We start from the raw sequence: 12,134 nt of genomic DNA, 5'->3' as shown, positions 1-12,134 counted from the left end.
AAAAAGCCCGGCCGAGAGTGATCTCGGCCGGGCTTTTTATTGCCTGTGCGTCAGGCTTTACGCTGTCGCACCAAGTGCTTGAAGCCTTCGTACACCAGCACCATCACCGCCAGCCAGATTGGAATATAGGTCAACCATTGGCCGCCCTTGATGCCTTCTCCCAGTATCAACGCCACCGCCAGCAGCAATACCGGTTCCACGTAACTGAGCAGCCCGAACAGGCTGAAGGGCAGCAAACGGCTGGCAACGATATAGCTCACCAGCGCCGAGGCACTGATGAGGCCCAGCAGCGGAATCAACGCATACAGCTTCGGGTGAATATCCATCACCGCAAAGCCTTGTTCACCGTGCTGCACAAACCACCAGGCCACGGGCAGCGTCAGCGCCATGTCCAGCCATAAACCGCCCAGGTGATCGGTGGTCAGGTATTTGCGCACCACAAAATAGATCGGGTAACCGATGATCACCACCAGCGTCGCCCAGGAAAAACCACCGGCCTGGTACAACTCGTTAAGCACACCGAGCGCTGCAAAGAACACGGCGATCTGCTGCAGGCGTGACAACCGTTCGCCGTAAACCAGACGCCCGGTCAGCACCATGGTCAGCGGCAGCAGGAAATAGCCCACCGACACATCCAGGCTGCGCCCATTCAGCGGCGCCCACATAAACAGCCACAATTGCACACCCAGCAAGGCTGACGACAGCAGCACGCCGCCGATCAGCCGTGGCTTGGCCGCCAACATTCGCAGCAGTTCCCATACTCGCCGCCATTCGCCGCTGATGATCATAAACACGGTCATGCACGGCACAGTCAGCAACATGCGCCAGCCGAAGATTTCCAGGCCGCTCAATGGCGTGAGCAGCGAGGTGAAGTAATACATCACGGCAAACAACACCGAGGCCAATACCGACAACACAACACCTTTAGACACACTGTCCTCGCGAAAACCGATGGCTACAAAAAATGGGGAGATTTCAGGAGGGGATTATGGTGCTTTTGGCGGGAGATGGTTGCGCTGTTTTGGGGCGTTTTGCGGGGAATTTTCGCCCGGCGCTTGGTTTTGGCGAATCCCTGTGGCGAGCGGGATTGTTGTGGCAAGCCCGCTCGCCAGGTTGGACGCTAAGAACGAGCCACGCGGCCCGACACAAAATGGCTGACATCATTAAAACCCGGTGTAGACGAATGCCCCGGTGTCACCAATGAGTCAATAAACGCCTCATCTTCAGCTGTGATCTTCACCGCCAGCGCGCCGGTATACGCATCCCACTGAGCCTCGGTACGCGGCCCCACAATCGCCGAACTCACCGCCGAGTTGTTCAGCACCCAGGCGATCGCAAACTCGACAATGCTCACGCCGCGCCCTTGGGTGTACGCCTGAATTTGCTGGGCGATGCGCAGCGACTCCACCCGCCATTCGGTTTCCAGAATGCGTTTGTCCTGGCGCGCCGCGCGGCTGCCGGCTTCGGGTGTTACATCGGGAGCATATTTACCGCTGAGTACGCCACGTGCCAACGGGCTATAAGGCACCACGCCCAAGCCGTAGGCAGCCGCGGCGGTGATCTGCTCAACCTCGGCCTGGCGATTGACGATGTTGTACAGCGGTTGGCTGATGATGGGCTTATCCACGCCCAGACGTTCGGCCACGCGGATCACTTCGGCAATGCGCCAGCCCCGGTAGTTGGAGAGGCCCCAATAGCGGACCTTGCCTTGGCGGATCAGGTCACCAATCGCCGACACCGTGACTTCCAGCGGTGTGTCGTGGTCCTCACGGTGCAGGTAGTAGATGTCCAGGTAGTCAGTGTCCAGGCGCGTGAGGCTGGCTTGCAGCGCGTTGAATATGCGTTTGCGGCTCAGGCCGCTGCGGTTGGGTAAGCCGTCGGTGGGACCGATCGCGACCTTGGAGGCCACCACCCAGTCCGAGCGGTGGCGGGCGATGGCCTCGCCGACGATTTCCTCGGAGTGCCCGCCGGTGTAGACGTCGGCGGTGTCGATAAAATTGATGCCTTGGTCCCAGGCTTTGTCGATGATGCGCAGCGAGTCTTCGGTGTTGGTCTGTTCGCCAAACATCATGGTGCCCAGGGTCAGTGCGCTGACCTTTAACCCGGACTGGCCCAGTGTGCGGTAAATCATGCAAAGCTCCTCATGGCGGGGAAACGTGAGTCATGCAATATCAGACTCCAGGGCTCTGGAACAAGCCCTGTGGGTGTTTCTTCATGCGCTCAGCAAGGCCTGACAGCGTGCCTGTAAAAAACCGTGCAGCACTTTCACCCGTTCCGACACTTGCAGGCGGTGAGGGCACATCAGGTTGAAAGGCGTCGGCTCGCCTTGCCAGTCGGTCAACAGCGGCACCAGGCGCCCGGCCTGGATATCGCTGGCGATATCCAGGTTGGCTTTGTAGGCAATGCCGTGGCCAGCCAACGCCCAGCGCCGTACGATTTCGCCGTCGTCGCTCAGGTAATCGCCCATCACCTCAACTTCCTGCAGCCGTGCGCCCTGGCGAAAGTACCAGGTGTTGTTGGCCTGCCCTCGGCGCATGTAGCGCAGCGTACTGTGTTGCGCCAGGTCCGCCGGCGTAAGCGGTGTGCCGTGCCGCGCAAGGTAGTCGGGGCTGGCGCAGGCAATGCGCTGGTGGCCGGGTACCACCGGCAGCGCGACCAGGCTGGAATCGCGAGGCACACCAAAGCGCAGCGCGATATCGACGGTGTCGCGGAATAAATCGGCATTGCTGTCGTTGAGCAACAACTGCAGACGGATGTTCGGGTGTTCGAGTTTGAATTCATCCAGCCAGCCCAGCAGCACATTGCGGCCAAAATCCGAGGGCGCTGCCAACTGCAGTAAACCGCTGAGGCTTTGGCCTTGTTGCTTGATCGCCTGTTCGCCTTCTGACAGTGCTTCCAGCGCTATTCGTACGCTGTCCAGGTAGCGCCGACCTTCTTCGGTCAAGCGCATGCTGCGAGTGGAGCGGGCAAGCAGGCGGATGCCCAGCCGGGTTTCCAGGCGTTTGAGCGCGATACTCGCCGCTGCAGGCGTGAGGTTGAGGCTACGCGCAGCCGCCGACAGGCTTGCGGTATCGGCGGTGCGCACAAACACTTCAAGGTCGAGGGTTGAGCTCATTTGTAAAAATCCTTTAAAGATCTTGTCGTTTTACCGGGATTTTTCGCCGATTGCCAAGCTGAGAAGATGAACCCTCACTTTTTCAGCCAGGTAGCTCAGTCATGACATCTTCCCTCAGCGGTAAAACCGTCATCGTGATCGGCGGTAGCAGCGGCATCGGTGCCGCCGTGGCCAAGGCCGCCGTCGCGTGTGGCGCACAGGTGGTGCTGGCCGGGCGTCGCTTGAACTCCAGTGTCGACAACGGTGTGCGCAGCGAGCCGGTCGACGTCACCGACAGCGCCTCCGTGCGACGGTTGTTCGAGACCGTGGGGCGCTTTGACCATCTGGTTTATACCTCGGGGCCGTCGGTACGGGCCAAGCCCCTAATCGAAACCGACCTGGATGAGGCCCAGGACAATTTCAATGTGAAACTCTGGGGGTCGTTGCGTGCGATTCAACAGGCGCTGCCATTTCTCAGCGAACACGGCAGCATCAGCCTGACCTCGGGCCAGTTGGGCCGAAAGTTGGCGCCTGGCCAGTTCATCAAGACCGGCATTAACGCTGCGACTGAGGCACTCGGCAAGCAGTTGGCGAAAGAACTGGCACCGCGCCGGGTCAATGTCATCAGCCCTGGGGTGATCGACACGCCTGCTTATGCAGGGTTGGCAGAAGAACAACGCGTGGCGATGTTCGCCAAGGTCGGTGGGGCGTTGCCGGTTGGGCGTGTAGGGCGGGCTCAGGAGGTGGCGGCGGGGTATGTGCTGGCGATGGAAAATGGCTTCATGACCGGCGCCGTGATCGACATCGACGGTGGCGGGCTGTTGTAAACACCGAGCAACAATGTGGGACCCGGCTTGCTCCCGATGGCGGTGTGACAGTCAGCTTATCGGTTACTGACCCACTGCCATCGGGAGCAAGCCCCCTCCCACATGGACCGCGTTATACCTTTAAGGTCCGGGTCATGCGCAGTGCCAACACGCTGCCGGCAACAATCACCGCCGCCAGCAAGTACAGCGCGATGTCCGTTGACCCGGTGGCATCCTTCACAAAACCCACGATATACGGGCTGAGGAACCCCGCCATCTGGCCCATGGAGTTGATCAGCGCCAAACCGCCCGCCGCTGCGCCCGCACTGAGCATGGCGGTCGGCACCGGCCAGAACATCGGCAGGCCGGTGAGGGCGCCCATGGTGGCAATGGTAAGACCGAGAATTGCAATCGCCGGGGTGGTGGCGAAATTCACTGCGATCACCAGGCCAATAGCGCCCATCAACATCGGCACCACCAAATGCCAGCGACGCTCCTTGCGCAAGTCGGCGGAGCGGCCCACCAGCAGCATAAACACGGCGGCCAGTAGGTACGGAATCGCACTGAGCCAGCCAATCACCAGGTTATCGCTAAAGCCCAGGTTTTTGATGATCGACGGCAGCCAGAAGTTGATCGCGTACACGCCGCTCTGGATGCAGAAGTAGATCAAGCCGAACGCCCAGATGGCCGGGTTCTTGAACACCTCGGCGAGTGAGTCCGTGGTGGTTTTCGGCTTATTCGCCAGATCCGTTGCCTGGTCGGCTTCCAGCACCGCGCGCTCATGCGGCGTGAGCCACTTGGCGTTGGCGAAGCTGTCGCTGAGCAGGAAGTAGGCGAGGGCGCCCAAGATCACGGTCGGGATGCCTTGCAACAGGAACATCCACTGCCAGCCCGCCAAGCCACCTTGCCCGGCGGCGAAGTGGTTGAGAATCCAGCCGGAAAACGGGCTGCCGAGCAAGCCGGAAACCGGAATCGCCGACATGAACAGTGCCATGATGCGCCCCCGGCGGAACGTCGGGAACCACTGCGAGAGGTACAGCACCACGCCCGGGAAGAAGCCCGCTTCGGCGGCGCCGGTCAACAGGCGTAAGCCGTAGAAATGCGTCGGTGTGGTGACGAACAGCAAGCAGGTAGACAGCGTGCCCCAGACGATCATCATCAGCGCAATCCAGCGCCGTGGGCCGAACCGGGTCAGCGCCAGGTTGCTCGGCACGCCGCACAGCACGTAGCCGATAAAGAAAATCCCGGCACCCAGGCCGTACACGGTTTCACTGAATTTCAACGCATCAAGCATCTGCAACTTGGCAAAGCCAACGTTCACCCGGTCGAGGTAGTTGAACAAGTAACAGATGAAAATGAAGGGGATCAGGCGCAGGGTAATGCGCTTGTAGATGGCGTTTTTATCGTCATTGGTGGCCAGTGTGGCAGCGGCGCTCTGTGACATGGCAGTCTCTCTTTATTATGATTTTTGGCGATGCGAAGGTAACGTTGATCGCGCAATGAGTCTCGGCCACCTTGCGGGGCGCTGTCTTTGTGCTCGCGCACAGTCAGGCAGGGTTTGCGCTGTGCCTATGAACAACTGGTTTTTTTAGGAATTTAGCCCCATGTTCGAGCTGGATCATGACTTGGCGCAGGATATCGTCAATCGCACCATGGCGATCCTGCCCTATAACGTTAACGTCATGGACAGCCAGGGCCTGATTCTCGGCAGCGGCGAGCCGGAGCGCATCAACACCCGGCACGAAGGCGCGCAGTTGGTGTTGGCCAATGGCCGGGTAGTCGAAATAGACGGTCAGACCGCCAAGCATCTCAAGGGCGTGCAGCCAGGCATCAATTTGCCATTGATGCACGATCAACGCCTGATCGGCGTGCTGGGCATTACCGGCGAACCCGAACAGTTGCGTACTTATGCGCAGTTGGTGCGCATGACCGCTGAAATGCTGGTCAGCCATCGCCATCAGCAAGCCGAGCAGCAATGGCGACGCCAGCGTTGCGATGACTTGCTAGCGTTGCTGCTGGCTGAAAGTGGTGACGCGCCGCGCCTGATCGACGAGGCCCAGCGACTGGGGCTCAAACCGCAGATGGCACGTACGCCGTACCTGTTTGAACTGGCCGCGGGCCAATCGGCGGAGGCACTCAGCGCCTGGCTTAGCAGCCGTTACCCGGACAGCTGGTGTGTCAGCTCGGCGCAATTTTCGCTGTTGTGGTGCCGGCCGGCCGCGGTGCACGTCGACAACCCGCGGCTGCTGGAAAAACTCCAAGGCCTGGGTTGGAATATCCTGCGTGTGGCTGTCGGCGGGCAAGCGGATGGCCTGGCAGGTTTGCGTCGGTGCTATCGGCGGGTTGGCGACTTGCTGGCCTACGGTCGGGATATCTTGCCCCAATCGCGTTTGTTGACGCTCAACCGTTACCGCCTGCCGGTGATGCTGTGGCGCCATCGCAACGACGACGCCCTGGATGAACTGCTCAATCCGTTGCGCAACGTCTTGGCCAAGGACAGCAACGGCCAACTTCTCGCCACCTTGCGCAGTTGGTGCGAACACGACGGCCAGAGCCAAGCGTGTGCCGATGCCTTGGGGATTCACCGTAACAGCCTGCGCTATCGCATGGAGCGCATCGCCGAACTCAGCGGCGTCGACCCGCTGACCCTCGACGGCATGCTCGCCCTCTACCTCGGCGTACAGCTATTGCCTCAGGCTTTGTCGGATTGAACAACAAACCTCACCCACACTTGTGCATCGGACCGGCGTCATTGCCGCAGCCAACTGGCAGCATGGGCGTTATAAAAACCGGAGACAGCCCATGAAAATCATCATCGCCCCCGACTCGTTCAAGGACAGCCTGAGTGCCGCAGGCGTCGCCCAAGCGATTGCCGAAGGGCTGGCCCAGGTTTGGCCGGACGCACAATTGGTCCAGTGCCCGATGGCGGATGGCGGTGAAGGTACGGTGAATTCGGTGCTCGCGGCGTGCAACGGCGAGTTGCGTGACCAAACCGTTCAAGGGCCTTTGGGCGATAAGGTTCAAGCACGCTGGGGTTGGTTGGCCGACAGCCACACCGCAATCATTGAGATGGCCGAAGCCAGCGGCTTGCAATTGGTTCGGCCGGGGCAGCGTGATGCCTGTTCCAGTAGCACGTACGGCACGGGCGAACTGATCCGCGCGGCCCTGGATGCGGGTGCGCAGCGCATCATCCTGGCGATTGGCGGTAGCGCTACCAATGATGGCGGGGCGGGTGCGATGCAGGCGCTTGGCGTGCAGTTGTTCGGTGCGCAAGGCCAGGTACTTGCGCCCGGTGGCCTGGCCTTGGCACGCCTGGCAAGCATGAGCCTGGATCAACTGGACCCGCGTTTGGCCCACGTGCGTTTTGACATCGCTGCCGATGTGAATAACCCGTTGTGCGGGCCGCACGGTGCATCGGCTATTTTCGGCCCGCAAAAAGGCGCCAACCCGCAGCAGGTTCAACAACTGGACGCGGCCCTTGGGCACTTTGCCGATCACTGTGCCAACGTGCTGCCCAAAGACGTGCGCGATGAACCCGGCAGTGGCGCGGCCGGTGGTTTGGGGTTCGCCGCCAAAGCGTTTTTCGGTGCGCAATTTCGCGCGGGAGTGGACGTGGTGGCTGAACTGGTTGGCCTGGCTGCAGCGATGCGCGGCGCTGATCTGGTGATTACCGGGGAAGGGCGTTTTGACGCTCAGACGTTGCGCGGTAAAACGCCGTTTGGTGTGGCGCGCATTGCCCAGCAGCAGGGTGTTCCGGTCATTGTGATTGCTGGCACTTTGGGTGAGGGTTATCAGCAGATGTATAGCCACGGTGTGGCGGCTGCGTTTGCCTTGCCATCGGGGCCGATGAGCCTGGAACAGGCGTGCAGCGAAGCGCCGCGCTTGTTGCGTGAGCGGGCGGCGGATATTGCGCGAGTGTGGTGGGTTGCTGCTGGGCGCTGAGGTTGGGTGGGGGCATATCCGTTGCTGCGCTAACGGCCGCGTCGGGAGCAAGCCCCTTCCCACCGTTTTAACCGCGTTCAGTTCCACCATCAGGTGCTAACGAGTTGCCGAGTGGTGGGGCAAGCGCACACCGCGGTCAAACCCTAGCCAGCGTGCAGTCTTGCCCTCTACACTGGCCTGCCTCTTGTCTTTCAAAGGATGAAACACAATGCACACACCTGAACCCCATATCGTGATCCAGCGCTTTACCGAAGCCCACCTTGAAGGCGTGGCCGCGCTCTATAATGAACCGGCTGTATGCCGTCAGGTGCTGCAAATGCCTTTCCAGTCAGTCGAGGCATGGCGCAACAAGCTGGTCACCGATAACGAACGACGGCTACAGCTGGTGGCGGTGCATGGCGGCGAGGTCATCGGCCAACTCGGCCTGGAACAACTCCTGCGTGTGCGCCGCAGCCATGTCGGTGCGTTCGGCATGGGCGTGGCGACAGCCTGGCAGGGCAAGGGCGTAGGTTCCAAGCTGTTGACGGCCGCCCTGGACGTGGCCGACAACTGGATGAACCTGCGCCGCGTAGAACTCACCGTCTACGCCGACAACGAAGCTGCGCACAACCTGTACCGCAAGTTCGGCTTCGAAGTCGAAGGCCGAATGCGCGATTACGCCCTGCGTGACGGTGTGTTCGTCGACACCCTGAGCATGGCGCGCCTGCGCCAGTCGGCTTAATTCTCTAGAGCAAACGCCACCGCAGCCTGCGCATGCAGCTCGGTGGTGTCCAACAGCGGCAGCTCGCTGTGCTGCGGTTTGATCAACAGACCGATTTCCGTGCAACCCAAGACGATTGCCTGAGCGCCACGCGCGGCCAAGGACTCGATCACCCGCTGATACACCTGACGCGATGTATCGCTGATCACCCCGACACACAACTCGTCATAGATGATCCGGTGCACGGCTTGGCGCTCGTCGGCGTCGGGCACCAGCACGGTCAAGCCTTGGGCGGCCAGGCGCGCTTTGAGAAAGTCCTGTTCCATGGTGAAGGCGGTGCCGAGCAGGCCGACCGTCAACGTGCCTGCTTCAACAGCGGCTTGACCTGCCGCATCGGCAATGTGCAGGAACGGAATCGACACTGCCGCCTCGATGCGCGGCGCCACCAAGTGCATGGTGTTGGTACACAGCACCACACACTCGGCACCACCTGCTTGCAGGCGGCGCGCGGCGTCCTCGAGGATCAGCGCGGCGTGCGCCCAACGGCCGGCATGCTGGGCCTGCTCGACCGGGCCGAAGTCCACGCTGTACATCAACAGTTGTGCCGAGCGCAGCGGGCCGAGTTGGTCGCGCACGCGTTGGTTGATGATGCGGTAATACTCGGCGCTGGACTCCCAGCTCATGCCGCCGATGAGGCCGATGGTGCGCATGCGATGCTCCTGACACGGAATGTCGCCTCACCTTACTCATCGGCTACGGATTAGTCATACGCAGTTAGCCGCAAAATGACCGGAGCAGTTTCACACGTCCAGGTTGCCCCAGCCGCGCTTGGCCTGCTCCGCAGCCACCGCGTTGATTGGCTTGCCGGTGGCCAACTCCACCCGCCGCGCCACCTCAGGGTCATCGGCGAACGGCAGCATACTGGCGTCATCCAGGCTTTTTTCAGACTCCCCACGCAGGCAATACTCCACCGCACCATACAAACACATGAGTATGAACAGGCTCCACATCTCAGGCGATCCGCGCATCAAGCTGCGCGATGCGTAAGTCTGCGACCCGCACTGTGCGCCAGGTGTTGTAGGCCATCAGCAGCATCCCGGTCAGGAAAAACACGCCGCCGGCAAAGCGCACCACAAACCCCGGATGACTGGCCTGCAACGCTTCGACAAACGAGTAAGTGAGCGTGCCGTCGTCGTTCACCGCCCGCCACATCAGGCCCTGAGTGATGCCGTTGACCCACATCGAGGCGATATAGAGCACCGTGCCGATGGTGGCCAGCCAGAAATGCAGGTTGATCAACGCCACGCTGTGCATCTGCTCGCGGCCAAACACCTTGGGGATCATGTGGTACAGCGAGCCGAAGGTAATCATCGCCACCCACCCCAGGGCGCCGGCATGCACGTGGCCGATGGTCCAGTCGGTGTAGTGGGAGAGGGCGTTGACGGTCTTGATTGCCATCATCGGGCCCTCGAAGGTCGACATGCCGTAAAACGCCAATGACAACACCAGAAAGCGCAGGATCGGGTCGGTGCGCAACTGATGCCAGGCACCGGACAAGGTCATCATGCCGTTGATCATGCCGCCCCAGCTCGGCGCCAGCAGGATCAGTGACATCGCCATGCCCAGCGACTGCGCCCAGTCGGGCAACGCGGTGTAGTGCAAATGGTGCGGCCCGGCCCAGATGTACAGGGTGATCAACGCCCAGAAATGCACGATCGACAAGCGATACGAGTAAACCGGCCGTCCGACTTGCTTGGGCACAAAGTAGTACATCATCCCCAAAAAGCCGGTGGTGAGGAAAAAGCCCACGGCGTTGTGCCCGTACCACCATTGCACCATCGCATCGGTGGCCCCGGAGTACACCGGGTAAGACTTGAACCAGCCCACCGGGATCGACAGGTGATTGACCACATGCAACATGGCGATCACCAGAATAAATGCGCCGAAAAACCAGTTGCCCACATAGATATGCCGGGTCTTGCGCCGCACCACGGTGGTGAAAAACACCACGGCATAGGCCACCCACACTACGGTCATCCACACCGCACCGGAGAACTCGATCTCGGCGTATTCCTTGGTGGTGGTATAACCCAAGGGCAAGCTGATCAACATGATCACAATCACCGATTGCCAGCCCCAGAAGGTAAAGGCCGCCAGCGTGTCGGAAAACAAACGAACCTGGCAGGTGCGCTGCACGGCGTAGTAGCTGGCGGCGAATTGCGCGCTGCCGGCAAACCCGAAGATCACCAGGCTGGTATGCAAGGGCCGCAGCCGGCCAAAGGTGGTCCAGGGCAGGTCAAGGTTCATCTCGGGCCACACCAGTTGTGACGCAATCCACACGCCCATGGCCATGCCGACCACGCCCCATGCGATGGTTGCGATGACGAATTGGCGCACGACCTTGTAGTTATAGGCCTGTCCGGTTGCTGCGTTACTCATGCTCAGTCCTCCCACGGTTCCAAGTGGCGGGCACTGTAGGAAGCATGGGTAAAACAAAACAGACTCAGAAAAAGCTGATTACTACGGATCAGTTGTTAAGGCCTCAGAACAAGGGTTACAGCGGTTCTGATCCGCGTTTTAACTTCTCGCCTGAATCTTCAACGCACTGCGCTGGCAACGCATAATCGTACGGCCCGCCGCCGCATCTGCCATGATCAGTGTTCGCAACCTGGCTTATCCAAGGAACGCCGCAATGGACGATGTACAGCAACTGGGCGAGATGCTTCGTCATTACGCCGACAGCGAAGCGCATAAAAAACAGCAATTCGACGTGCAGTCGGCCCGCTGGGCGCAAAAACTCGGCGAGCTGTTCGGGCAGATCGAGCAGTGGCTGGAGCCGGTCAAAACCGTGGGTTTGCTGGAGGTCCAGCGTGAAGCCTACGTGGCCAGTGGCCCGAGCCTGCCGGCAGAAACATCAACCTTCAAGACCGAGAAGCTGACCGTGCAGATCACCGGCAAGCCGGTGGAGTTCGTGCCTGAGGTCATGGGCGTGGGCGGCTCGATTTCCGTATCGGTCATGGGCCTGACCGCCGCACGGCACGGGAGTGTCTCGCTGGTGCTGCCGGCCGACAAAAACGATTGGTTGTGGAAAAAAACCAACGGCCTGAAAGACCCGGACACCTTTGCCTTCGACGCGAACTTCCTGGCGTCGCAACTGCAGAGCCTGATCCCGCGTGAACGCGGCTGAGCAATGTACCACTGCCTTGGCTATACCTATGGCTCAGCATGTCGATGATGACCGCCAGGGAGTTCAATGATGAAACCAAGGCTAATGATCAGTACGTTGTGCGTTGCTTCAATTGCCATGACCGGTTGCGCCAGTAAAGTCCCGCAGCCGGATGAGTATTCAGGCTTTCTCTCGGACTACAGCCAACTCAAGCAAGCCAAGTCGCCCTCGGGTGCCGAGGTGATGCGCTGGGTTGATCCCAATCTGGACCTGAGCCGCTACAACGCGGTGTTTATCGAACCCACCCAGTTCTATCCCAAGCCCCAGGCCACGGCAAAAATCCCTGATAGCACCCTGAACGGCATCAACACCTACTACAGCCAGGCCCTTAAGCGTGAATTGGCCAAGTCGCTGCGGATCGCCAAC

The 12,134-nt window shown here is 60.4% G+C and carries 13 protein-coding genes; 6 read left to right on the top strand and 7 right to left on the bottom strand.

Annotated elements, in window-relative coordinates:
- Positions 1 to 50: 50 nt before the first annotated feature.
- From rarD to E0F99_RS25565, 3 genes are all read right to left on the bottom strand, one after another.
- Positions 51 to 932, bottom strand: a complete 882-nt coding sequence (rarD, locus tag E0F99_RS25575) for an EamA family transporter RarD (RefSeq protein WP_083358342.1) — start codon at positions 930 to 932, stop codon at positions 51 to 53.
- Between the two features lie 188 nt (positions 933 to 1,120).
- Complete coding sequence (locus E0F99_RS25570; protein WP_083358343.1) at positions 1,121 to 2,131, bottom strand: aldo/keto reductase; 1,011 nt, start codon at positions 2,129 to 2,131, stop codon at positions 1,121 to 1,123.
- 81 nt (positions 2,132 to 2,212) lie between these two features.
- Positions 2,213 to 3,115: a LysR family transcriptional regulator gene (locus E0F99_RS25565; protein WP_083358344.1), complete on the bottom strand. Its 903-nt coding sequence runs from the start codon at positions 3,113 to 3,115 to the stop codon at positions 2,213 to 2,215.
- Positions 3,116 to 3,216: 101 nt separating this feature from the next.
- On the opposite strand from E0F99_RS25565, the gene E0F99_RS25560 reads away from it, so the two are divergent.
- Complete coding sequence (locus E0F99_RS25560) at positions 3,217 to 3,921, top strand: SDR family oxidoreductase (RefSeq protein WP_083358345.1); 705 nt, start codon at positions 3,217 to 3,219, stop codon at positions 3,919 to 3,921.
- 112 nt (positions 3,922 to 4,033) lie between these two features.
- On the opposite strand, the gene E0F99_RS25555 is transcribed toward E0F99_RS25560, so the two are convergent.
- Positions 4,034 to 5,344 (bottom strand): MFS transporter, encoded by a 1,311-nt coding sequence (locus tag E0F99_RS25555; RefSeq protein WP_083358346.1) that lies wholly within the window; start codon positions 5,342 to 5,344, stop codon positions 4,034 to 4,036.
- A gap of 160 nt (positions 5,345 to 5,504) precedes the next feature.
- Between E0F99_RS25555 and E0F99_RS25550 the strand changes: the two genes are divergently transcribed.
- From E0F99_RS25550 to E0F99_RS25540, 3 genes are all read left to right on the top strand, one after another.
- Complete coding sequence (locus tag E0F99_RS25550; RefSeq protein ID WP_083358347.1) at positions 5,505 to 6,611, top strand: sugar diacid recognition domain-containing protein; 1,107 nt, start codon at positions 5,505 to 5,507, stop codon at positions 6,609 to 6,611.
- Positions 6,612 to 6,702: 91 nt separating this feature from the next.
- Positions 6,703 to 7,842 (top strand): glycerate kinase, encoded by a 1,140-nt coding sequence (locus tag E0F99_RS25545; RefSeq protein ID WP_083358348.1) that lies wholly within the window; start codon positions 6,703 to 6,705, stop codon positions 7,840 to 7,842.
- 208 nt (positions 7,843 to 8,050) lie between these two features.
- Positions 8,051 to 8,563 (top strand): GNAT family N-acetyltransferase, encoded by a 513-nt coding sequence (locus E0F99_RS25540; protein ID WP_083358349.1) that lies wholly within the window; start codon positions 8,051 to 8,053, stop codon positions 8,561 to 8,563.
- On the opposite strand, the gene E0F99_RS25535 is transcribed toward E0F99_RS25540, so the two are convergent.
- The 3 genes from E0F99_RS25535 to ccoN form a co-directional block, all read right to left on the bottom strand.
- The gene (locus tag E0F99_RS25535; RefSeq protein WP_083358350.1) at positions 8,560 to 9,252 is read right to left on the bottom strand and encodes an aspartate/glutamate racemase family protein; all 693 of its coding nucleotides are present in this window, start codon (positions 9,250 to 9,252) and stop codon (positions 8,560 to 8,562) included. The genes E0F99_RS25540 and E0F99_RS25535 overlap by 4 nt on opposite strands.
- A gap of 90 nt (positions 9,253 to 9,342) precedes the next feature.
- The gene (locus E0F99_RS25530; RefSeq protein ID WP_408003442.1) at positions 9,343 to 9,531 is read right to left on the bottom strand and encodes a cbb3-type cytochrome c oxidase subunit 3; all 189 of its coding nucleotides are present in this window, start codon (positions 9,529 to 9,531) and stop codon (positions 9,343 to 9,345) included.
- 22 nt (positions 9,532 to 9,553) lie between these two features.
- The gene (gene ccoN, locus E0F99_RS25525) at positions 9,554 to 10,981 is read right to left on the bottom strand and encodes a cytochrome-c oxidase, cbb3-type subunit I (RefSeq protein WP_083358352.1); all 1,428 of its coding nucleotides are present in this window, start codon (positions 10,979 to 10,981) and stop codon (positions 9,554 to 9,556) included.
- Between the two features lie 253 nt (positions 10,982 to 11,234).
- Here ccoN and E0F99_RS25520 point away from each other — a divergent pair, with 253 nt between their 5' ends.
- Both E0F99_RS25520 and E0F99_RS25515 read left to right on the top strand, forming a co-directional pair.
- The gene (locus E0F99_RS25520; protein ID WP_083358353.1) at positions 11,235 to 11,729 is read left to right on the top strand and encodes a hypothetical protein; all 495 of its coding nucleotides are present in this window, start codon (positions 11,235 to 11,237) and stop codon (positions 11,727 to 11,729) included.
- Between the two features lie 69 nt (positions 11,730 to 11,798).
- A partial coding sequence (locus E0F99_RS25515; protein WP_130908994.1) for a DUF3313 domain-containing protein occupies positions 11,799 to 12,134 on the top strand: 336 nt, incomplete at its 3' end.

It is taken from the genome of Pseudomonas antarctica (genome assembly GCF_900624995.1).
GTDB classification, from domain to species: domain Bacteria; phylum Pseudomonadota; class Gammaproteobacteria; order Pseudomonadales; family Pseudomonadaceae; genus Aquipseudomonas; species Aquipseudomonas antarctica.
The sequence above is the reverse complement of the archived record's forward strand: the minus strand, read 5'-3'. Positions and strand labels throughout refer to the sequence as shown.